We start from the raw sequence: 21,934 nt of genomic DNA, 5'->3' as shown, positions 1-21,934 counted from the left end.
GAGGCGGAAATATGGATATAAATTCTGAAGAAATGTATAACTTTTTCGATGAGTCGATTTTAGACTATAAAGAGGGTAGTTCTAGAATTAAGAAACGCTTACCTAAGATGACTCAAGGTTACTTTGATTTTACTGAAGCATGTTTCGAAAAAGGAGCAATTGACCAAAAGGAAAAGCAGTTAATGGCGCTTGGTATTAGTCTTTACTCTCAAGACGAATATTGCATTATGTATCATACAAAAGGTGCAGTTGAACATGGAGCAACAGAAGATGAGATCATGGAAACAATTGCTGTAAGTGCTGCATTAGGTGGTGGAGCAGCCTTTTCTCAAGGTGTTACGTTAGCCGTAGACACGTTCGATTATTACAATGATGTAAAACATTAAATTGTTGTACATACATCAACACAATTGCAAGGGTGTCAGCTACCTCACGACACCCTTTTCATTCTACCTAAGTTCATATGGTGTTTCTTGATAAACATAATAATTTAACCAATTAGAAATTAATAAATTAGCATGGGAACGCCACCTTAGTAATGGACGATTAGCAGTATTATCATCCGGGAAATAATTTTCCGGCATTTTTGTTTTTAAACCATTTTTACGATCCCGTTCATATTCTTCTTGCAATGTACATGCATCATATTCTGGATGACCTGTTACAAATATTTGCTTACCATCCTTTGATGCCGCTAAGTAAATACCTGCTTTATCTGACTCACTTAAAATATCCAATTCAGAAACCGCTTCTACATCTTCACGCCTAACATCTGCGATTCGAGAGTGTGGAGCAACAAACTCCTCATCAAATCCACTTAATAACTTTATGTTCGATCCATTGATTCGGTGTGTATATACCCCATACCTTTTTTCAATTAAATTGTATTTCGATACCCCATAATGATGATACAGTCCAGCTAAGGCCCCCCAACAGCTATGGAACGTGGACGTTACATTTTCGACACTCCAGTCCATAATTTCGGTCAATTCCTCCCAGTAATTAATGTCTTCAAAAGGAAGCTGTTCAATTGGAGCACCAGTAATAATCATTCCATCAAATTTACTATCCTTTACATCTTCAATCGTCTTATAAAATAATTGCAAATGTTTGTGTGGCGTATTTTTCGATGTATGTGTACTAGGATGTAAAAGGGTTACTTCTAGTTGTAATGGGCTATTCGCCAATAGTCGTAAGAATTGTGTTTCTGTTTTCTCTTTTAACGGCATGAGGTTAAGAATCACAATCTTAAGCGGCCGAATATCCTGCTTAAAAGCCCGACTCTCATCCATCACAAATATGTTCTCTTCTTTCAGCAAATCTTTTGCTGGAAGATGATCTGGAACTTTAATTGGCATCTTTAAAAATCCCCTTTTACATAATTAATGGTATTTAAAATTAGACTAACATATAGTTTTCTAATAATTATAAATTTTATAGGTGCGATAGTAAAGCAATCAAGCTTTACTTTTGTTCGACACGATTCTATACAGAAAACACGACCACAGTAAACTTCTATGATCAAGACTTACCTAAAAAAATCAACACTCATAAGTGATTATGAGTGTTGACTTTTGCTTTATTCTGAATCCGAACTACTTGTTAGCCATTCTTCAATTAGTTCTCTATTTTCATCAATCCAAGCCTGAGCACCCTCTGGCTCAGAATCTGCTTCATTAAGAGATGCCATCAAGCTACCTAATTGCATGTCATTTAACATAAAGTTATCAAACCACTCCGCCACTTGTGGGTAATCTTCTTCAAAACCTAATCTAGCAGCATATGAAATATTTTCAGTATCACCATAAACATTTTTTGGATCTTCTAAAATTTTCAAGTCCATCTCCGCAAATGCCCAGTGCGGCTTCCAAAGTGTCACAAGAATTGGTTGTTGATGATGGTTCATATAATTATCTAACTCTGCTAGCATTGTTGGTTCAGATGAAGGAAGCAATTCATATTCTAACTCATACTGGTCAATAACTTCTTCTGTCAATCCCATAATACTAGACCCTGGATCAATCCCCTTGATTTCAGACTCAAACAATTCCCTATGTTCGTTTAGATCTTCAATACTATTCACTTCTTCTACAAATGATGGCACAACCAAGGCAAGGTCCGTACCTTGATACCACTCTTCACGCCAATCAATCGTATCTTTATGTTCTTCATAGAAATGTTGATCCGTGTTTGGTAACCAAATTTCCATACCAATGTCTAGATCTCCATTTGACAACCCTTCATATAACACACCTTTTTCTACAGATGTTAGGTCTACCTCGTAGCCTTTTTCTTCTAAAATAATTTTCCACATATTAGAAACCGCTACGTTTTCAGCCCAATTATTCATCCCAATTGAGATCGAACCTTTACTTTCGCCTGTTTGATTTTCGTTATTACCATCTGTTTCTCCCTCATCATTATCAGCCCCACCACATGCAGCAAGGATAGCGATAACAGCTAATAAAATTGTAGCAAGAAATGTTTTTCTCAAATTAAGCATCATTTACCTCCTGTTGTCATTAATATTATGTAAGTATTGGACTATTGTACAATCTAAGGTTACGTTCCCCGTTTCACCGAAATTTATCCAATTACTGTCACTTAAATAACTATAATGAAAGGTGAACAGGCAATCAAGTGATATGGGTTGACTGCCTGCTCAGTTTGGGTTTCACATGTGAATAATCCTTTTTCTTAAGTAAAGTAGAATATTTCCAAAATATTACTACACAGTAGTTATATACTACGCAGTAACGTCTTCTGGTTTTATGGTTTGGAGCAAATCCAGGGAACGTTTAGACCGTAATCGTTTACTGGTTTCATACTTTAGAGCAGATCCAGGGAACGTTTAGACCGTAATCATTTACTGGTTTCATACTTTAGAGCAGATCCAGGGAACGTTTAGATCGTAATCGTTTACTGGTTTTATACTTTAGAGCAAATCCGGGGAACGTTTAGACCGTAATCGTTTACTGGTTTTATACTTTAGAACAGATCCGGGGAACGTTTAGACTGTAATCGTCTACTGGTTTCATGCTTTAGAGCAGATCCAGGGAACGTTTAGACCGTAATCGTCTACTGGTTTTATGCTTTAGAGCAGATCCGGGGAACGTTTAGACTGTAATCGTCTACTGGTTTCATGCTTTAGAGCAGATCCAGGGAACGTTTAGACCGTAATCGTTTACTGGTTTTATACTTTAGAGCAGATCCAGGGAACGTTTAGACCGTAATCGTCTACATCCTTCACGATTCAGAGCAGATCAGGGGCTGAGACCTTGACCCATACGAGATGGAGTGTTCTGCCGCAGCGACTTCATAGTATTCTTATCAATTAGTGTAAACAAAAGATAATGAACAGTATACAGCAACTGCGCAATTAAAAATACTAATCATCCGCTTCTTGATCAGCACATGTAAAACAATATAATCTTCCTTCTTCAATCACACCATTTAAGAACCCTTCAAGGCAGTAAACACTTTTACCGCACTCGCTACATGAACCTACTTGTTCCTTCACAGAAACGCCTCCATTCTATTGGGATTCTCCTTATGTTTATATCTATGCTATGCCTTTACAATATTTTTATCATAACTACAAAAAACCCTTGAGGATTATTCCTCAAGAGTTTTTTAAGAAGCTATTATGTTTTACTTATTACTTCATCATCAACCGATCGGTAGTCTTTAATTGATCCAATGACGCCGCACCAATACCAAACATAGCCATGCGAAGCTCAAGTTCTCGTGTTTCCATCCATTCTTCTACTGCATCCGATGATTGCGTTGCAGCTTCTAATATTGATCGACCAAAACCAACCATATCTGCTCCAAGCGCAATAGCCTTCGCCCCATCAACACCTGTGTGAATTCCACCACTACCAATGATTGTTTGGCGATCAACTTGTTGTTTTACCGATGAAATACTAGCAGTTGTTGGGATTCCCCATTCGGTAAATGCTTCCGCAGCTTTTTTCTTAATCGGCTCATTTGAGCGAAACTTCTCTACTTGACTCCATGAAGTCCCACCAGCACCAGCTACATCGACAAAGGATATACCTGCATTCACTAATTCTTTAGCAGTTGTACCATCAATGCCCCATCCAACTTCCTTGACACCTACAGGAACATCCAATTGATCACACAATTTATCAATTTTACTCAATAAATCTTTAAAGTTCGTGTCTCCACCTTGTTGAATTACTTCTTGGATACTGTTGAGATGAAGTACAAGCGCATCCGCATCCGTAATATTTATAATCTGTCGACACTTTTCAGCATCAAAACCATAATTGAGTTGGACAGCACCTAAATTAGCAATAATCGGGATAGTAGGAGCATACTCTCTTAGTTGAAACGATGGGCGATGTTCCTCACTCTCTACTAATGCACGTGTTGAGCCCAATGCAAATGCCCATCCACGGTTTTCTGCCGCGATTGCTAAATTTTTGTTAATCGTTTCCGCTAGAGCCGCTCCACCTGTCATCGAGCTAATTAAAAACGGTGTCTGTAATTGCTTTCCTAAAAAAGATGTATCCGTACTGATTTCAGCAAAGTCAATTTCTGGTAATGCATTGTGAACAAATTTTATTCCATCAAAGCCTGTTGTGATCTGATTACCTGTGACATGCTCATTTAAAACGACTTCAATATGCTGGGATTTTCTTTGATTAATTGAGTCAACCATATAAATTCTCCTTATTCACTATATCTAAACTACCTCATAGTTTGCTCCATTTGGGGAAACCTTTAGATCAAGCATAGTAATGTTTACATCTGCCCAAGCTTGTCTCAGTAGACCTACTTGTTGTTCTCCTGTTACAAATGCAATTCCACAGTCTCCACCACCAGCGCCAGAGGATTTGCCACTTCCGTAGTTTTCTGCTATATCTGCCAACTTACGTAATTCAACTGTTTCAATTGGAACATCCGTGTGTGCACCAAGTTCCACCAATGCTTTACGATTTTCGGTTAAACTTGCGATAGCACCTTGGTGATCATTCATCTCGAAGCTCTTAACTAACTGACTAACAGCACTTGAACTAGCTTGCAAGAATTGGTTATAAAAGCTTTCATCTGTCTCTTTCAATGTTAGAATTCTCTTCACCATTGGACCTGTTGATGCTGCATCACCAGTCCATCCTACACATAATTGTAAATGGCTAGGGGCTTTTATTCGTGAAATGTGTAAATGGGGCCAATCTTTTGCAACTAACTCTTTTACTGGCATTTCCTGCTGCATTTGTTCATGAATCCAACTAGGTTGAAAGGCAGCATAACAAAGCCAGCCACCATATGTGGATGCCGCTACATCTGCACCAGAACCATTCCCCTGTGTTTGTAAGTGGGCAATTGTCGCTAACTTAAACACGATGTCATTTGAAATCGTAATTTTTTCACGATATTGTTGTAACATTGCTGAAACAACCGCTACGACAATAGCCGCACTCGAACCTAACCCCAACTTTTTACCTGACTTATCATCCAATTCACTCGTTATCATTAAACGAAACGGACGCTGTTGTATATCATGTTCATATAAATATTGATGCACGATTTGAATGGCATGCTGAACAAATCGTAGTTTGACGTCATCATGGTCAAACCGCACCTTTTCCCGCTCACTTTCCCATATCACTTGATCAAAACCGATATCTGGAAGTGAAATGATATTCTTATCACTTGAACTAACTGTTGCTGTTATGTATCGATCGACAGCAATGACAATTGCTTGTTGATCCGGTTCCAATACTGCATATTCACCAGCAATAAATAGTTTCCCAGGTACCTGAATCCGGTAGTTACAACTCGGCACTTCTATCACCCCATTATTAATACTTTCCAATCAGTACATAAAATGACTTCTCTCATCATAATGCAGTAGAAGGCAAATAGGAGATTCCAGGTCCTGGGTGGCATACTAATACATCCTGTACAACGGACAATTCTTTTAGTGCCTCATAAACTGCTTGTTCATCTTTAGGTTGACAAACAACTTTCACATTTGGACCGGCATCAATCGTAAAATATGCTTGTATGCCTGCTAATCGTAATTCCTGTACGAGTTCCATCACTTCAATCGTCGCACTTTGCCAATACATAAATGGCGGATTTGCCCCCAAAGTCGTTGCATGCATCTTTAATGCATTTGCTTCCAAAATAGACCCTAATGCTTCAAAGTCACGCTTTGAAATAGCCTCTTTGGCATCAAGAAAGTCTGTTTCCACTGTTTCTAACCAGCCCGAATAAAAAGGTGACGTCTCGACTGTTCGTTTCATGCCTTCACGACTTAATACCTTTTTCTTTTTGGAAACAAGCATGACGGACAAAATACTAACATCCCAATCCTTTTCTCCAAGAATTGGTTTTGCATAAGAATCAGAGCCATCCGACTGTTCACCTTTTTGCCATTCGACATATCCACCATAAATAGACCTACAGGCAGATCCTGAACCTTGCCGAGCTATTTGCGATAAGGTTCGATCATCCACATCTAAGCCGATTGCTTTGGTTGCAGCTGCTGCTAATGCTGCAAAGCCTGACGCTGATGAAGCAAACCCTGCAGCTGTTGGAACTTGATTTTCAGATTTGACTTCCGCAAATAAACTTTTGCCCGCACGGCTCCGAATTTTATCAAGAAATCGAGTTATTTTAGCTGTTTCGTCCCCATCCACATATTCTCCATTCAGAATAAAATGATCTTCTTGTAAATGTTCATGAAACTGTACAGCAGTTGTAGTATAAAATTTATCCAACGTAATGGATAAATTATTGTTCATTGGTAAAAATAGTTGTTCGTCCCGCTTGCCCCAATACTTAATAAGGGCGATGTTCGTATGTGCTTTTGCTACTGCCTTCAATCTTAAACTCTCCTATCTATCGGCTTTCCTCACACTTGTATCCTAATCTATACATTTTGACTTAATGTAAAATACCAGGTATTCGCAGCACCCATTTGTTTTAACTTGTCGGCAATCGTTTTGGCTTCACTACTATTACGAGCAAGTGCAATGATACAACCACCACGTCCGCCTCCAGTTAATTTTGCACCTAAAGCTCCCGCCTTTCGGGCAATAGAGACCATCTCATTTAACCCATCATCACTAACACCAAGTGATGTTAATAAGGAATGCGCTTCGTTTAATATTTTACCTAATATTTCCGCCTTCCCATTAAATAGTGCAGTTTTTGCTTGTTCCGTGCACGCACCTAATTTTGTTATTGCTTGTTCGGTTGATACATAATCTTTATGATATTTTTCTCGAATACCTTCCACAGCTGTATGTGTATCGCCAACTCGTCCCGAATCCGCTACGATGAGATGGAAAGGTGCTCCTATAAAGAGGGATTCAATTTGTCTTCCTTTCTCAAACCAAATAGGATAATCACTGCATGCTGCAGCCATATCAATTCCACTGGGATTTCCATGTGCATAAGTTTCCGCAATGTGAACCAGCGCTAATAATTCTTCTTTTGATACATCTTGGCCAAAGTATGCATACAAACTCCTCACAATTGCTAATGCTATAGCTGCACTTGATCCTAACCCTCGCCCAATCGGGATCGTAGAATGTAAATGAATCGTTATATCTTCACAGGGTTGTTGAAGTCGTTGAAAAGTTTCTTTGATACATGCCGCAATCCCCTGCATTTTTTCAGGAATATGTTCAATTGGTCCTTGATAGTATTTGCTGTTTAATAAAACGGTACCTTCCTTCTTTTCAATAGTGGCTGTTACTTCAACCATCGGAAAGGGAAGTGCGATTGCCGGTTTACCATAAACAACAGAATGTTCTCCGATTAATATTAATTTGCTGTGTGCACTACCAACAGCAATCTCTTGTGGGAGTTCGATCATCTTCATACCTCACTTTCTCAGGTGCAACCAAAACTAGTTATCGTCTTTGTTTTAACCAATTAATTTTGTTATTATCCATGGTGCAGCGTACAATACCATGAATTGCACACCATAATTCACACCCCAACGATGGAGAACACCTGCAACAATACCGATTAATAGGACCCCACCGATATTGATCCAGCCTGCATCCATATATGCCAATAATAACACTAAACCAAAGAATAAACCTAGCATGGCCTCATGTGGAATCTTTTTAAATACAAACGCACAAATTTGTTGTGAATATTTTACAATAACAAAATAAGTAATCGCTAATGCAGCAATAGCCCCTATGATTGTTGCCCAAATATAATCTGTTGTTGATAGAATATGGTGCATATTATGATCCAACGTAAATACGGGTGGTGCATTAAATAATGCATTAGCTGGACCAATTGCAACAGGTGATAGAGGTATACCTAACGCAATAAGCGGAATTAATGTTCCCGAAATGTATGCTGCATTGGTCAGCCCGTCCATACTTGAAATAGCTAGTGATGCCCGCTTGACAGGGTCTTTTATATGTCTAGTAAATAATTCTCCGAGTAATATCGTTATGCCTACTGGACTCATAATGAAAATAACCGACCCAATTAAAGAAGAAACAGAACTCATCCCTAGTTCTTGTCTTGACAATATTTTAAAAGGATTAGGCATTTCTTTCACACGATCGTTTTTGTTTATCGCTATTTCCTTATGACTATGTCTTTCCATCGTGTCTCGTTTATCTTTAATCAACAGTTCAAATAACGTTAAAATGACTGGACCAATTGTAATCCCTAAGAAAAAGGAAATAAAAACATTCGTCTCTTCTGGTACAACACCTACTCCCCAATATAAATGACGCAAGCCTTGAATTAACAAAGCAAGTGGGACAATTGATGCTAATGCAATCCACCTATTACGACTCATTAATGCTAAAATAACAGCACCAATAAAAAATAAAGGATCGGCATATTCCTTAATCACCTCAGAGAATTGGGTAAGTAAATTAGCTAGAAACAAACTAACCGGAACAGATATAAGCGTTCCAATGACAGATCCTGAGGCCATTTTCCGAATACCCAAATCTGATCTACCATGTTTTTTCAAGACTAAGGCATGTTCTACCATTGGAGCAGCCATTACACCACCAGGTATACCTGCTACTGCAACTGGAACAGAATCCGTTAATTTCTTGGCAACAATCGAAGCAATGAAAAAAGTTAAAATAACTACTGGATCCACCCCTGTTAATACCAATACTAATGTAACTGGTGCGAGAACAGCTGTCTCATCTGTTCCAGGCGCAATCCCAATAATTGTATAGATCAAAGCCCCTAAGACCGCCGCCATGATCATTTGCGTTAAGGTGATAGGATCCATTTATTTTTCACCCTTTTCGTCATTTACAATTAATTTCCTTTTTGGATGTATAACGAAACTACTAATTGCAAATCCAACTAAAGCACCAACCAATCCAAAAAACAAAGGTTTTGGGGGCTCATTAGGAGCAATAAAATAAGCTCCAAGTGTCGTAATACTACATATTACTAAAGCGACGACTAAATCTTTGATACGGACAAAATCTTCCCAAATCTCTATATTATCAGCTGAATTTTCTTGTATTTGACCCGATTTATGCCCTTGTCCATCCAGCATAAAATTATTCCTCCATTCGACCCAATTCAATTCATACGTTATATTATAAGTTAGTTGAAATACGTTAGCAATTCCTCCTGCAAAAAAACGTGAACTTTGTCACATCATGAACGGTTGTTACGAAGTACAATCCTATTTGTACAGTAGTATTATAACCGTTTCATGATATACTAAAAAATGAAATGATATAATCGAAGGATTGAAAGATGCATATTTGAAATAAAACAAGATGTTGCTAAATTTGGATTAGCAACATCTTGTAACAATAAAGGTAGACGATAAAATGAAGCATATAAAAAAAATCTTTTTAATCATCATTGGTAGCTTATCATTAGGTCTTGCCATTTTAGGTATATTCTTACCATTATTACCGACGACACCACTGCTACTACTCGCTGCAGCTTGTTTTTTCCGAAGTTCCGAGCGCCTATATCAGTGGCTGATTACCAATAAATGGTTTGGTAAATATATTGAAGACTTCCGAGCTGGTAAAGGAATCCCATTAAAAGCAAAGGTTATTGGTGTCTCGACACTGTGGCTTACAATTGGGTATACCATCATTTTTGTTATTCAACCCATTATTCTTAGATTACTGCTTTTTACGATTGCATCCTATTTTACATGGTTTATTTTATCGTTTAAAACATTAAAATAAGTTCCGTTCATTATTTAAACAGCTTTTTTAACAACTTAAAGATGTCAAAACTTGTTTTACGATATACCTTATTATAAGCATATTTCTTTGGACTTCTTAACCAACCATAGCCTTTTGGTGCTTTCAAACCTGCTCGATGCACAACTTGTCGTTTAAGACTTGTTCTTGCTGATACTCTTTTTTTCAAGCTCGGTTTTCGCATGCCAAACTTCATAAAGCACATCTCCTATCTTTTTAAGTTGAAACACACTTAACTAACGGTGCCAATGAGGTTCTAACTCAACTAAGACTTGTTCTGGTAAAGCTTTCTCAACCATAGGAAAAATAATGCGTTCTTCTTTACGTACATGCGCTTCCAGTAACTCACCCAATTCCCTCATGATTGGTTCTAGGCCGGTATCAGCCTGTTGTATTTTTCTTACCAGTGATCGAACCATAACATGCTCCAACAACATCTCTTTTATTTCTGGTTGATCAATTGATTCATATTCCGCATATGCAGGTAATAAAATTTCTTCTTCCTCACGAAAATGTTGCTGACCACCAGGTTCCCAAAACTGGTTTACTTCATTCTTTAATTCATCTACAGATAGCTGACTTTTCTCCGTGCCAGCTCTTCTTAATTTTAGAGCCAAAAACAGTGCATCATGGTGATGATGAGATAAAGGATAGAGAGTTTCATGTCTTTTAATTCCTTTCTTCTTATCCAAACCAGATTCCTCCTATATTATTCAAAGTGTTGAGTTCTTCTTTTTTGAAAGATCTTTTCTTATAAATTATATACTTTTTTGCACAGTTGATCGAAACCTCGACTTAGAACAAGACGAAAACTTAAGAAACGTGAACATCTAGCTTAAAATTTGATCTTAATGTACACGAAAACTCAAGAAACGTGCAATTAGCAGGGAGTTTCGCCTCAAATATAGACGAGCACTAGTTAATTGTACACATCTGACTTAAAATTTCGGTGAATATGAGTAATGATTTTGAGCTACGTCGGATCCTATAGTTATTATGACAAAATAACAATCTTACAGAAAAGAGCCCCTTTTAGTAAAAACCTATACATAACTTCTTTTTTAAGTATAGCCAATATGAATAGAACAAGATGTGACCGTCGTCATTTTCCATAAGTTTATAAATTCTGTGGATAAAATAATAAAGCATTACTACTTGTTACAAAAAAGCTTGTGGATACTTATAGTTATCCACTAAATGACTGAAAATGTATGTGTACAAATGAATTAACAGGGGATAACCTTTAAAATAGACTTCAGAGCTGATAACAAATCTGTGGATAGTCAAAAAAAGTACATCGGGGTGCGCGCGTTGAATCAATCGTGACTGACCTTTTATCGCTCATTTATACGATAAATCCCGCTTAAACCTGGCTATGGTTAATTTGTTTCAAAGCAACAAAAATACCAGCACCTTCTCTTCGAAGACACTGGCATGAACTTACAGGTTAATATTCGCTTTCCTCTGTTGAAAATCAACCTCTTGATAATACGTGTTTTTCACTAAAACATTTGGCCCTAGGCACTTAACAGCTGGACAATGACAATTTAATTGCTTAGCTGTTTTCGTTTCCATCCAACGCTCATAAGCTTCTGGTAATGAATCTGTTTGAATGTTTCCTAACGGTGGTTCATCACCAAAATCTGTAACAATAACCTCTCCCGTAAATACATTGACATTCAATCTAGAACGACCATCGGGGTCATTTCTTACTGTCACATTGTCCTCACGATACAATCGCTTCAATAAATCTAATTCCGCTTTGGATGAACTACACGGATAAAATGGCAGTGTACCAAACAACATCCATATACCCTCATTTCGATGGTCTAGCAAACGCTTGATAGCTACCTTGATATCATCCAATGACAATGTTTCTAAGTTACTAGCAAAATCAACAGGATACATTGGATGAATTTCGTGTCGTGTACATCCCATTTCGACAACATGATCATGAATTTGCTCCAAATATGGGAATGTCCGTTTGTTTAACATCGTCTCTGCCGATACCATTACACCTTGTTCAGCAAGACGTCGAGAGTTTTCAACCATTCGTTCAAAATATTTCACACGATTTTCAATAGACGGTTTACGTTCCATTCGTGCAAATCCAGTTTCAACAAATTCTTCGACTGTTCCCCAGTTATGAGAAATATGTAACACATCTAAATATGGAATAATATCCTTATAGCGATCAAATGGAAGGGTTAAGTTAGAGTTTATTTGTGTTTTCACACCTCGGCTATGTGCATATTTAAGTAATGGTAAAACTACATTTCTAATTGATTTTTTTGACATCATTGGTTCTCCACCAGTAATACTAAGCGTACGTAGTGTTGGAATCTCATCTAGCCTGCGCAAGATCAAATCCATCTCAAGCGCTTCTGGATCAATATTTTGAAGTGTATAACCGACTGCACAATGTGCACAACGCATATTACAAAGTGTTGTCGTAGTGAACTCAATATTTGATAAGGTTAACCCACCGTGCTCTTCAACATCCATATACGCTTCCCATGGATCGATTGGCGATGTAAGAGTCGGTGAACTATGTTTATTAGGCATTTCCATTCCCCCATTATTCAAACTTCTAATAGTATAACAAGGAACCCCATGAGAATACTATGCTTAGTACTCAGTAGATATCGATAATGAATAAGTTTTCACCTAATCATTAAACTAATTCATACTACTAATAATTATTTGGACCCTCACCGGTACTAAGAGCGTCATAGGAGGTGCTCATCAAAATGGACAATGAGTTAGAATTAGAAAAGTATAAACAAGATGGCTTGGACATGGATCATGCAGAAACACAAGAGGTGCTTGAAGATGTTGCTTTCTATCGAACACTTTTTTCCAATGTCTGCATGATTGGCGAAGCGGATAATTGGGTACTAATTGATACCGGGGTAGCACACTATAGTAAACGAATTATAGCAGCTGCAGAAAAACGTTTTGGCTCAAAGCCACCCAAGGCAATCATTTTAACCCATGGCCACTTCGATCATGTTGGGTCTGCTAAAGATTTAGCAAACCATTGGGATATTCCCATTTACACTCATGATGAAGAAATCCCTTACGTTACCAAAAAGAAGGAGTATCCTCCAACTGATCCTACTGTTGGTGGCGGGATGAATTCATTACTTTCAACATTTTTCCCTAAGGAATCTGACAATTTAAAAGACTTGGTACATCCATTACCCGATAATAATGAGATACCATATTTGAAGGATTGGAAATATCTTCATACACCTGGACATACTCCCGGACATATTTCCTTATTCCGAGAAAGTGATCGCACCTTAATTGCAGGAGATGCTATAGCAACCGAAAAAGTGGAATCGACTATTGCCGTTTTCCTTCCGATTCAAAAAGTACATGGTCCACCAGCATATTTCACACCTGATTGGGTTCGTGCAGAAGAGTCTGTTAAGAAACTTGCTGCTCTAGAGCCTGAAATTGCGTTGGCTGGTCATGGATTACCAATGGAAGGTGACAATTTAAGGGAACAACTGAATCACCTTGCGAAAAACTTTAAGGAGGATGCTATTCCAAAGCACAAAAGAAATTGATCATTTATTACTTTCACAGGAATGGCGTGTACACAATAACCACCCATTCCTTTCCCCAAACATATGTGAAATTTGGATTCCAATAAAGTTCCTTTTTAATTAAACCATCCATTTTCTTTAAATTTTGAAATAGCTTCGATACGGTTACCGACTTCCAATTTGTCTAAAATAGTGGAAATATAATTACGTACAGTACCGTTGGTGATCAATAGCTGATCAGCTATTTCTTGTGTTGTTTTTCCTTCTGACATTAACTTGATAACTTGCTGTTCTCTATCAGTGAGTGGGTTTGTCATTTTATAGGCAATATCAACCAATTCAGGCGAATACACCTTCCTCCCATCGATAATAACACGAATCGAGTTAGCCAAATCCTCACTTGGACTATCTTTTAGTAAATAGCCGCTTACTTGTGCATTTCGTGCGCGTTCAAAATAGCCTGACCTCGCAAATGTTGTCAAGATAATAACGTTACATGGGTGCTCCTTTAGTTGCTCTGCAGCATCAAGTCCACTCATTAATGGCATTTCAATATCCATGATACAAATATCTGGATCGTGTTTATGAACAAGCTCAACAGCTTCCTCACCATTCCGAGCTTTCCCAACAACTTTCATATCCTCCTCTAAGTCGAGCAAAGATCCTAATGCCCCAAGTAGCATACGCTGATCTTCCGCTATAACAATACGTATCAAACATATCCCCCCATTATGTCGCTTGTTGAATTACATTAGGTACTCGAATAGTAAGTGTTGTACCATTTGAAGCACCAATATCTAAGCTGCCATTAACAAACTCTAACCGTTCTCTCATTCCAGTTATACCATGTCCACCTGAAAACTCCTTATCCTGTCCTATACCAATGCCATTATCCTCGACTTGTATCACTAATTCATCTGGACATTGTTTAAGCACAATTCGACAGTGTGTTGCATTACTGTGTTTTACAATGTTCGTAACCGCTTCTTTTAGACACATACTTACTATATGTTCCACAAATAATGGCGTTTTAATATCTTTCGGAGCTCCTATAAAATCACTTTCAATTTGTGCGACATCTAATATTTGCTGAATATGAACCAATTCGTCTTCTAACCGAATGCCTTTCATATCTGCAACCATTTCTCGCACTTCTTTCAGCGCTGTGCGAGCTGTTTGGCGAATGTCGTTGAGTTCATTTTTAACGGCATTCGGTTTCGTATCAATTAATTTATTGGCTAAGTCACTCTTCAAACCAATCAATGATAACTTTTGACCTAGTGTATCATGTAAATCCCTTGCAATGCGTTGTCGTTCTTCAATAACCAATAATTGTGAAATTTTTTCATTTGCATCTTTTAACTGCCCTTCTAATTTCTCACGTTTAATGCGATTGTACATACTAAATGGCAATAAAATGACACCCAAGATGCAAATAATGATAAAAGGAATTTGGTTTAAAAACATGGTTGTTTTTATAAAAAAACCAATCGTAATTGCGCCAACAGTTGTCACGAGGTGCACAACATATAACGTAATAAATCCTGCCTTATGTTGGATATTACCAATAAAAAATGCCAGAAAGAGTGAAAAGTAAACATAACCATATAACAACGTCATGACGATATTAATACAAATATCAACCGTAACCCAAACATAAACAGGCCAACCCTTCGATAAGAAAGATAAGCGATAAGATGCAAAAAATAATATCGTCATCACGATACCGTATACCACTTCTAAACTAGATGACGAGCGAAAAATAAAATAAAACGGTAGAATGCAAAATATAATCCAAATATAAATACTGATCCCCGTTTGATTCGGAAAAATATGAAACCAATTTCGCATGATGTTCTCCTTCATTTAATCTTTAATCAACCCTTTCTCCTCACTATACTATATACAACCTAATAAAGAAAAACAGGCTACCCTATTTCATTTTGGATAACCTGTACACTGTGCCCTACTTCTCTTGGAGCTTTGGGCTTCTTGTCTTAATCTCTGCATTTACTTCCTTCATATTACTAATAAGCGTTTGCGCTTCTTTAAAATTAACAAATGTTTTGTTCTTCTCATCATATAAACGAAAGTGAATCGATTCTAAACTTGATGCTAAGGTAATGGTAGTAGCCTTTTGTAATGGTGGTGTGGAATTATGGGCTTTTTCTAGGTGATAATTCGGCACTCTAGGACTTAAGTGATGCACATGGTGAAATCCAATATTGCCTGTAATCCATTGGAGTAATTTTGGAAGTTTATAGTAGGAGCTACCATCTACTGCCGCTTTCACATAATCCCACTCCTGGTCATTTTCAAAATAGCTATCTTCAAACTGATGTTGTACATAAAACAACCAAATACCAAGTGCGCCTGAAACAAACAGAATTGGACCTTGAATAACTAAAACTGCTTGCCAACCTATTGCCCAAATTAAAGTTGTATAAACCATAACAAGGCATAGATTGATGAAATACGTATTCAATCGTTCCTTTTGTTTTGCACCTTTGCGGTTAAATCGGTTATCGATGAAAAAGAGATAAATGGGGCCTAACCCAAACATAACGAATGGATTACGATACAATCTATAGCATAGCCTTGTCCAAAAAGACGCATGGACATATTCATCAATCGTCATCACCCACATATCTCCTGTACCTCGTTTATCTAAATTACCACTTGTCGCATGGTGAATCGAATGGCTTCTCTTCCATTTTTCAAATGCAAAATGCGTCAAGATCCCTGTTATCGTACCCAGTACTCGATTAGCCTTTTTATTTTTAAAAAAGGACTGATGGGTACAATCATGAAAAATAATAAAGATGCGAACAACAAATCCAGCAGCAATAACGGAAAGTCCTACAGTGATAACTGGTGAGATGGATAAACTTTGATAAGCCAAAAACCACAATAAGAAAAATGGTGGTATCGTGTTCATAAGTTGATACACACTTGCTTTCCTATCGGATTTGGCAAAAGGATTCATGCTTTTTCTCAATTGTGTTTGTTTTTGTTTACTCATATGTTCCTCCTTAAGCATAATTTGCTTATTTAGGGATTTTATATTCCTTTATAGTAGTAAAGATAAGCAGACTTTGTAAGTCATAACTGTCAGTGATTATATGTGACAAATGTCATATGTGAATGATCTTTTGCAATTGGCTTTATTTTCTTTATTTCTTCATGCAATCTTAGTAAACTAATATGGAGTTAACAGTATCTTCTGGTTACTAGTTACATAGGTATACAAAAGGAGTTCAAGCCTAGCAAATTCCTAGCCTTTATTCGACAAGTTTGATAGGCTTAGAATGATGGAAAACGCTTACTGGTTTTGCGATTTTTTTGCCATCTTTCTTAATTTTATTAGTTCATTCTCTTTTTAAAGGATGGGTGTATATGATCAAAAGATTAGTCATTCTTGGCGGCGGTTATGGTGGTATGAGAATACTACAAAAGTTACTTGAAACAGGGATTTCAACAGATATACAAGTTACATTAATTGATAGAAATCCTTATCATTCCTTAAAAACTGAATTTTACACGATTGCAGCAGGAACATCTTCTGACAGAGAGGTACGGGTTGATTTTCCTGTACATGACCAAGTAATGTCAATCTTTGGAGAAGTAAACAAAATTGACACAGAGAAACAAGAAATCTATTTTCATGACAGAAACGAGTCCATTCTATATGACTACCTTGTAATTGGTCTCGGTTGTGAAGATAACTATCATGGAATTGATGGGGCAATGGAATACACACATAGTGTGCAAACTATTTCGAAGGCTCGTTATGCAGGATTGGCAGTTAGTGAGCTTAAAGCATATGGTAAGGTGACAATTGTTGGTGCTGGTTTAAGCGGGATTGAAGTTGCATCAGAAATTAGAGAAAGTAGACCTGATTTAAACATTCGCTTATTAGATCGAGGTTCTTCTGTATTAAGAGCATTTGATAAGAAAATACAACAATACGTAGAAGAATGGTTTGCTAATAACGATGTAGAAGTGATCCACCGTGCGAATGTTGAATACGTGGAAAAAGATGGGGTATGTAATAATGGGATTTGCTATGTGAATGATGTGACAATATGGACGGCAGGTGTACGTCCAAACCGACTAATTGATGACTTACCATTCGAAAAAGATCAACAAGGAAAAGTTATTCTAAATGACTATTGCCAAGTTCCTTCCCACCAAAATGTGTATGTTGTTGGAGACTGTGCATCTTCGACCTACTCCCCTAGTGCACAGTTAGCGGGAAAACAGGGCGAACAAATCGGAGATGTCTTATCAGCTATTCTATATGATAGAGAACCACAAAAACCACATGCCATTAAGTTAAAAGGTCAACTAGGTTCCTTAGGTAAGTCCGATGGTTTTGGAAATATGTATAAACAACCAGTCACTGGTTTATTACCACGGCTGGCCAAATCAGGCGTATTATGGCTCAGTAAACGTCACTAACTTGTTAAAATCTATCCCTCTTATAGTAGGAGGGATAGATTTTATTATCATTTACACTTCTACTTGTGCGGTTTGTATGTTCTGTTCTGATTTCATCCGTTTCCGATTAAAATGGATTAATCTCATTGCGTTGACAATAACTAATATCACACTTGCTTCATGGATAAACATACCTGATGCTAAATGAATGGAATCCATTAAGACACCTAGTAATAATACAAATACAATACCGACTGCAAAGTACGTGTTTTGTTTCATGTTACGAATCGTAGCTTTAGCTAAAGAGTACGCATGAGAGAATTGCATTAACTTATCAGCCATTAACACAACATCGGCAGTTTCCATCGAAACGTCCGTTCCACCTTCCCCCATTGCTAAACCAATATCTGCGGTAGCAATGGCTGGCGCATCATTTATTCCATCTCCAGCCATTGCGACAACATGCCCCTGCTCCTTTAATTGTTTCACTAATTCTACCTTATCTTCAGGCAATAGTTCTGCATGGTATTCATCCAATCCTAATTGCTGCGAAACTAATGCCGCTGTATGTTTATTATCACCTGTTAACATGACAATCTTCTTAATGCCATTCTTTCTCATTTGAGCTAATGCACGAGGCGCGTCTTCACGAATCTGGTCCGCTATGGAAAAGATCCCAGCAATTTTTCCATCAATGGCTGCAAAAATAGCCGTATTACCAGCCTTTTCACGATCGATTGCATAATACGAAACTTCTTCCGGAACCTCAATATGTTCAACTTGCATTAATTGACGATTCCCAACAACTACACGATGATCTTCAATAGTCGCCCAAATCCCACTCCCTTTCCTAACTTCCCCTTCCACTGTCTGGTGAGTTAATGAAAGGTTCCGAGATTCTGCCTCCTTTACAATCGTCCTTCCTAGATGGTGCTCAGAAATTGTTTCTGCCTTGGCAACGATATGGAGCAATTCGTTGGATGATTGATTTCCAAACACTTTAATATCGGTTACTTCTGGTTTCCCTTTTGTTAACGTACCAGTCTTATCAAAAACAAGTGTATCTACTTTGGAGAATTGATCCATGACCTCCCCACCTTTAACAAGCACACCATTTTTAGCCCCATTCCCTATCCCAGCAACATTCGATACTGGGGCACCAATGACTAGGGCACCTGGACAAGCAACCACTAAGAAGGTGATTGCTAAATGAAGATCTCTTGTTAAAATATAGACAAGAACCGACAGTACAACAACGGCTGGTGTATAGTAGTTAGCAAATTTATCTAAGAATTTTTCTGTTTTTGATTTTGACTCTTGTGCTTCTTCTACAAGTTCAATGATTTTAGCGAAAGTCGTGTCATCACCGACTTTTTCGGCTATCATTTCGATATATCCACTGTCAACAATTGTTCCACTAAATACTTTGTCATTTATTTCTTTTGTAGCTGGGGTGCTTTCGCCGGTAACGGCCGCTTCATTTAGTGAAGCTTGACCTGTGACAATGCTACCATCAACAGGTACTTTTCCTCCTGAGCGAATCATCACTCGTTCCCCTTCAACTACTTGCTCGACTGGGACGACAACTTGTTCTCCTTCCCGAATAACAGTTGCTTCTTCTGGTGCCATATCCACTAATTCTTTCAACGATGAACGTGTTTTTTCCAGTGTTCTTGATTCGAGGTATGCACCAAATAAGAATAGAAATGTTACAACAGCCGACTCTACATACTCGTCAATAAACAAGGCACCAATGACAGCGATCGTTACAAGCAACTCAATACTGAATGCCTTTAAACGCAACGCTTGATAGGCTTTAATAAAAATTGGCACACTCGCTATGGCAGTCGCCACAATAAGGGCTCCGTTTTGTAGACCACTGCTACCTGAAATATTTGCGATAAAAGCAAATGCGATTAAGATGGCCGACAATGCTGTAATATGATTTTTGTGTTGATTAATGTGCTGAATCATACTGTCTTCCTCCTTTAATTAACTTTCGGTTGTTTGTTTTTTAATTATCTTCATCATATATCGCATTCGCTTTTATTAAATTGACGGCTGTCAAGTTTAGTTAATTTCTACAAAAGCGCTTTTTACATTTTCTTTGGCAAGTTGAGTTTAATAAAAATCTGATGTGAATTTTACTCAAACAGAAATAAATTGGGCAGTTCGTATCGTTTCAAACATATATAAACTATCAATTCACATGCCTTCTATAAAGAATCAACCACTGAATACAAAATTGCATTGCCTAAAAACAGTTCTCTTCGTCTTGGATTGTATTTCCGTCATAATAATACCCTTCTGACAATTGGCCGATATTTGGGCTCAAAGGTTGATTTTAGCTATCAATTACAAAGAAATAGAGATAGTCTTATGTTTAGACCATCTCATCTCTAACAATGATAAACTTAAGAAACTTTAGAAGACTGTACTGGATAACCTAACTTACTAATTGTCTCTTCTATTTGGGATGCTTCTACTTGGGATTCATCATATTGTGTTTTCACTTTACTTGAATTAAACAAGACCTTTGCTGAGTCAATTCCTTCTGTCTTACTTAAGGTTGTTTCAATTTTTTTAATGCAAGATGGGCATGTTAAAGGTTCTAGTTGAAATACTGCTTTTTTCATTTTCAATTCCTCCTTGTTTGATTATGTCTTAATTATAAGCCAGCTACTGTTGAAAAAAATTGATAGGAATCAAGTTTGAACATTGTTTTGTCACAATTAATTTAAACTACGGCGTAACTGTTAAATGATTTCCTTATCATCCTTTGAAAGATGAGTGCTAGTCAGCCGCTACGGAAATACACTCCGCTTTCCGTAGGTGGCTGATGAGCCTCCTTGAAAAAAATAACTTTGTTATAGAAAGTACGTATAACACAAACTATTAATAAGCAACCTTTTTGCTATTTTCATACGTCATATAAGATAATGAAATGGATTATAAAGGAGGTACTTTTCATGAAAGTTCAAATTTGGTCTGATATTGTTTGCCCTTTTTGCTATATTGGAAAACGACGCTATGAAGCTGCCCTGCAGCAGTTTGATCATAAAGATGATATAGAAATGGAATTTAAAAGTTTTCAATTGGATCCCAACGCTGAAAAGGGTACTGACAAAGATCTCCATCAATCACTTGCCACCAAATATGGTGTTTCCTATGAAGAAGGAAAAGCAATGAATGACAGGATGACGGAACAAGCAAAAGAAGTTGGGTTAGATTATCATTTAGATCATGCCATCCCAACCAACACCGAGGATGCACACCGTCTCAGTTATTATGCGAAACAACATGGAAAAATGAATCAAATGATGGAGAGAATCATGCATGCCTATTTTACAGAATCACTGGATGTTGGTGATCACGAAACACTCGTAAAGCTTGCTGGGGAAGTTGGTCTAGATCAAGAGGACACACGACAGATTTTAAGTGACGGGGCATTTAAACAAGAGGTTCAAGTAGATCAGCAGCAAGCAGCACAAATTGGTGTACAAGGTGTCCCATTTTTTGTTTTTAATCAAAAATATGCTGTTTCCGGTGCACAACCGACCGAGACTTTTTTGGAAGTACTTGAGAAAGTATGGAAAGAAGAAAATGAACAATCACCAATCCAAATGATTAACAACGCTGGTGAGCAGTGTACGGACGATAATTGTGATATTTAAATAGTAGGAGAAAAAAGCCTCTAGTTCAATCAGTCATAACTAGAGGCTTTAT

At 37.5% G+C, this 21,934-nt stretch carries 22 protein-coding genes; 5 read left to right on the top strand and 17 right to left on the bottom strand.

Annotation, left to right across the window (positions count from 1 at the left end; translation table 11 throughout):
* The first annotated feature begins 11 nt into the window (after nucleotides 1-11).
* Nucleotides 12-386 (top strand): carboxymuconolactone decarboxylase family protein, encoded by a 375-nt coding sequence (locus tag FCI53_RS16090; protein WP_138420062.1) that lies wholly within the window; start codon nucleotides 12-14, stop codon nucleotides 384-386.
* A gap of 63 nt (nucleotides 387-449) precedes the next feature.
* Here the strand turns inward: FCI53_RS16090 and metA are convergent, their stop codons facing one another.
* The 9 genes from metA to FCI53_RS16050 all read right to left on the bottom strand — a co-directional run bounded on the left by metA (nucleotide 450) and on the right by FCI53_RS16050 (nucleotide 9,541).
* On the bottom strand, nucleotides 450-1,358 hold the full coding sequence (metA, locus tag FCI53_RS16085) for a homoserine O-acetyltransferase MetA (protein WP_138420061.1): 909 nt from the start codon (nucleotides 1,356-1,358) through the stop codon (nucleotides 450-452).
* 221 nt (nucleotides 1,359-1,579) lie between these two features.
* Entirely contained in the window at nucleotides 1,580-2,503 is a 924-nt protein-coding gene (locus tag FCI53_RS16080; RefSeq protein WP_138420060.1) for a glycine betaine ABC transporter substrate-binding protein, read from the bottom strand.
* A gap of 885 nt (nucleotides 2,504-3,388) precedes the next feature.
* Nucleotides 3,389-3,520: a hypothetical protein gene (locus tag FCI53_RS22070; RefSeq protein ID WP_281279548.1), complete on the bottom strand. Its 132-nt coding sequence runs from the start codon at nucleotides 3,518-3,520 to the stop codon at nucleotides 3,389-3,391.
* Between the two features lie 138 nt (nucleotides 3,521-3,658).
* Nucleotides 3,659-4,687: a type 2 isopentenyl-diphosphate Delta-isomerase gene (gene fni / locus FCI53_RS16075; protein WP_138420059.1), complete on the bottom strand. Its 1,029-nt coding sequence runs from the start codon at nucleotides 4,685-4,687 to the stop codon at nucleotides 3,659-3,661.
* 24 nt (nucleotides 4,688-4,711) lie between these two features.
* On the bottom strand, nucleotides 4,712-5,815 hold the full coding sequence (locus FCI53_RS16070; protein WP_171038211.1) for a phosphomevalonate kinase: 1,104 nt from the start codon (nucleotides 5,813-5,815) through the stop codon (nucleotides 4,712-4,714).
* Between the two features lie 55 nt (nucleotides 5,816-5,870).
* Nucleotides 5,871-6,860, bottom strand: a complete 990-nt coding sequence (mvaD, locus tag FCI53_RS16065; protein ID WP_138420057.1) for a diphosphomevalonate decarboxylase — start codon at nucleotides 6,858-6,860, stop codon at nucleotides 5,871-5,873.
* A 47-nt stretch (nucleotides 6,861-6,907) separates the two neighbouring features.
* On the bottom strand, nucleotides 6,908-7,858 hold the full coding sequence (gene mvk, locus FCI53_RS16060; protein WP_138420056.1) for a mevalonate kinase: 951 nt from the start codon (nucleotides 7,856-7,858) through the stop codon (nucleotides 6,908-6,910).
* A 51-nt stretch (nucleotides 7,859-7,909) separates the two neighbouring features.
* Nucleotides 7,910-9,265, bottom strand: a complete 1,356-nt coding sequence (locus FCI53_RS16055; protein ID WP_138420055.1) for a tripartite tricarboxylate transporter permease — start codon at nucleotides 9,263-9,265, stop codon at nucleotides 7,910-7,912.
* Nucleotides 9,266-9,541 (bottom strand): hypothetical protein, encoded by a 276-nt coding sequence (locus FCI53_RS16050; RefSeq protein WP_138420054.1) that lies wholly within the window; start codon nucleotides 9,539-9,541, stop codon nucleotides 9,266-9,268.
* 283 nt (nucleotides 9,542-9,824) lie between these two features.
* Between FCI53_RS16050 and FCI53_RS16045 the strand changes: the two genes are divergently transcribed.
* Nucleotides 9,825-10,196, top strand: coding sequence for a YbaN family protein (locus tag FCI53_RS16045; RefSeq protein ID WP_138420053.1), 372 nt, complete (start codon nucleotides 9,825-9,827; stop codon nucleotides 10,194-10,196).
* A 10-nt stretch (nucleotides 10,197-10,206) separates the two neighbouring features.
* Here the strand turns inward: FCI53_RS16045 and FCI53_RS16040 are convergent, their stop codons facing one another.
* The 3 genes from FCI53_RS16040 to yfkAB form a co-directional block, all read right to left on the bottom strand.
* Nucleotides 10,207-10,410: a hypothetical protein gene (locus FCI53_RS16040; protein WP_138420052.1), complete on the bottom strand. Its 204-nt coding sequence runs from the start codon at nucleotides 10,408-10,410 to the stop codon at nucleotides 10,207-10,209.
* Between the two features lie 40 nt (nucleotides 10,411-10,450).
* A complete protein-coding gene (locus FCI53_RS16035; protein WP_246050132.1) occupies nucleotides 10,451-10,906 on the bottom strand; it encodes a hemerythrin domain-containing protein in 456 nt (151 codons plus the stop codon).
* 748 nt (nucleotides 10,907-11,654) lie between these two features.
* Nucleotides 11,655-12,779, bottom strand: a complete 1,125-nt coding sequence (yfkAB, locus tag FCI53_RS16030) for a radical SAM/CxCxxxxC motif protein YfkAB (RefSeq protein ID WP_138420051.1) — start codon at nucleotides 12,777-12,779, stop codon at nucleotides 11,655-11,657.
* Between the two features lie 185 nt (nucleotides 12,780-12,964).
* On the opposite strand from yfkAB, the gene FCI53_RS16025 reads away from it, so the two are divergent.
* Nucleotides 12,965-13,789 carry an MBL fold metallo-hydrolase gene (locus FCI53_RS16025; protein ID WP_138420050.1) on the top strand — a complete coding sequence of 275 codons (825 nt, stop codon included), beginning with the start codon at nucleotides 12,965-12,967 and terminating at the stop codon, nucleotides 13,787-13,789.
* Between the two features lie 95 nt (nucleotides 13,790-13,884).
* Here the strand turns inward: FCI53_RS16025 and FCI53_RS16020 are convergent, their stop codons facing one another.
* From FCI53_RS16020 to desA, 3 genes are all read right to left on the bottom strand, one after another.
* Nucleotides 13,885-14,484 (bottom strand): response regulator transcription factor, encoded by a 600-nt coding sequence (locus FCI53_RS16020; RefSeq protein ID WP_138420049.1) that lies wholly within the window; start codon nucleotides 14,482-14,484, stop codon nucleotides 13,885-13,887.
* 13 nt (nucleotides 14,485-14,497) lie between these two features.
* Nucleotides 14,498-15,619, bottom strand: a complete 1,122-nt coding sequence (locus FCI53_RS16015) for a sensor histidine kinase (protein WP_138420048.1) — start codon at nucleotides 15,617-15,619, stop codon at nucleotides 14,498-14,500.
* A 115-nt stretch (nucleotides 15,620-15,734) separates the two neighbouring features.
* Nucleotides 15,735-16,790, bottom strand: coding sequence for a Delta(5) desaturase DesA (gene desA, locus FCI53_RS16010; RefSeq protein ID WP_138420047.1), 1,056 nt, complete (start codon nucleotides 16,788-16,790; stop codon nucleotides 15,735-15,737).
* 377 nt (nucleotides 16,791-17,167) lie between these two features.
* Between desA and FCI53_RS16005 the strand changes: the two genes are divergently transcribed.
* The gene (locus FCI53_RS16005; RefSeq protein ID WP_138420086.1) at nucleotides 17,168-18,229 is read left to right on the top strand and encodes an NAD(P)/FAD-dependent oxidoreductase; all 1,062 of its coding nucleotides are present in this window, start codon (nucleotides 17,168-17,170) and stop codon (nucleotides 18,227-18,229) included.
* A gap of 51 nt (nucleotides 18,230-18,280) precedes the next feature.
* On the opposite strand, the gene FCI53_RS16000 is transcribed toward FCI53_RS16005, so the two are convergent.
* Both FCI53_RS16000 and FCI53_RS15995 read right to left on the bottom strand, forming a co-directional pair.
* Nucleotides 18,281-20,182, bottom strand: a complete 1,902-nt coding sequence (locus FCI53_RS16000; protein ID WP_138420046.1) for a heavy metal translocating P-type ATPase — start codon at nucleotides 20,180-20,182, stop codon at nucleotides 18,281-18,283.
* Between the two features lie 440 nt (nucleotides 20,183-20,622).
* Nucleotides 20,623-20,844 (bottom strand): heavy-metal-associated domain-containing protein, encoded by a 222-nt coding sequence (locus FCI53_RS15995; protein WP_138420045.1) that lies wholly within the window; start codon nucleotides 20,842-20,844, stop codon nucleotides 20,623-20,625.
* A 333-nt stretch (nucleotides 20,845-21,177) separates the two neighbouring features.
* Here FCI53_RS15995 and FCI53_RS15990 point away from each other — a divergent pair, with 333 nt between their 5' ends.
* A complete protein-coding gene (locus FCI53_RS15990; RefSeq protein WP_138420044.1) occupies nucleotides 21,178-21,882 on the top strand; it encodes a DsbA family oxidoreductase in 705 nt (234 codons plus the stop codon).
* Nucleotides 21,883-21,934 lie beyond the last annotated feature (52 nt).

The organism is Aquibacillus sediminis (assembly GCF_005870085.1).
Taxonomy (GTDB): Bacteria; Bacillota; Bacilli; order Bacillales; family Amphibacillaceae; genus Aquibacillus_E; species Aquibacillus_E sediminis.
The sequence above is the reverse complement of the archived record's forward strand: the minus strand, read 5'-3'. Positions and strand labels throughout refer to the sequence as shown.

Bases quoted from the DNA above. Each gene is read 5' to 3' on its own strand.
- FCI53_RS16045 (WP_138420053.1), top strand. From the start codon at position 9,825: ATGAAGCATATAAAAAAAATCTTTTTAATCATCATTGGTAGCTTATCA.
- fni (WP_138420059.1), bottom strand. From the start codon at position 4,687: ATGGTTGACTCAATTAATCAAAGAAAATCCCAGCATATTGAAGTCGTT.
- yfkAB (WP_138420051.1), bottom strand. From the start codon at position 12,779: ATGCCTAATAAACATAGTTCACCGACTCTTACATCGCCAATCGATCCA.
- desA (WP_138420047.1), bottom strand. From the start codon at position 16,790: ATGAGTAAACAAAAACAAACACAATTGAGAAAAAGCATGAATCCTTTT.
- metA (WP_138420061.1), bottom strand. From the start codon at position 1,358: ATGCCAATTAAAGTTCCAGATCATCTTCCAGCAAAAGATTTGCTGAAA.
- FCI53_RS16025 (WP_138420050.1), top strand. From the start codon at position 12,965: ATGGACAATGAGTTAGAATTAGAAAAGTATAAACAAGATGGCTTGGAC.
- FCI53_RS16090 (WP_138420062.1), top strand. From the start codon at position 12: ATGGATATAAATTCTGAAGAAATGTATAACTTTTTCGATGAGTCGATT.
- mvk (WP_138420056.1), bottom strand. From the start codon at position 7,858: ATGATCGAACTCCCACAAGAGATTGCTGTTGGTAGTGCACACAGCAAA.
- FCI53_RS15995 (WP_138420045.1), bottom strand. From the start codon at position 20,844: ATGAAAAAAGCAGTATTTCAACTAGAACCTTTAACATGCCCATCTTGC.
- FCI53_RS16015 (WP_138420048.1), bottom strand. From the start codon at position 15,619: ATGCGAAATTGGTTTCATATTTTTCCGAATCAAACGGGGATCAGTATT.
- FCI53_RS16055 (WP_138420055.1), bottom strand. From the start codon at position 9,265: ATGGATCCTATCACCTTAACGCAAATGATCATGGCGGCGGTCTTAGGG.
- FCI53_RS16050 (WP_138420054.1), bottom strand. From the start codon at position 9,541: ATGCTGGATGGACAAGGGCATAAATCGGGTCAAATACAAGAAAATTCA.
- FCI53_RS16040 (WP_138420052.1), bottom strand. From the start codon at position 10,410: ATGAAGTTTGGCATGCGAAAACCGAGCTTGAAAAAAAGAGTATCAGCA.
- FCI53_RS16000 (WP_138420046.1), bottom strand. From the start codon at position 20,182: ATGATTCAGCACATTAATCAACACAAAAATCATATTACAGCATTGTCG.
- FCI53_RS15990 (WP_138420044.1), top strand. From the start codon at position 21,178: ATGAAAGTTCAAATTTGGTCTGATATTGTTTGCCCTTTTTGCTATATT.
- FCI53_RS16080 (WP_138420060.1), bottom strand. From the start codon at position 2,503: ATGCTTAATTTGAGAAAAACATTTCTTGCTACAATTTTATTAGCTGTT.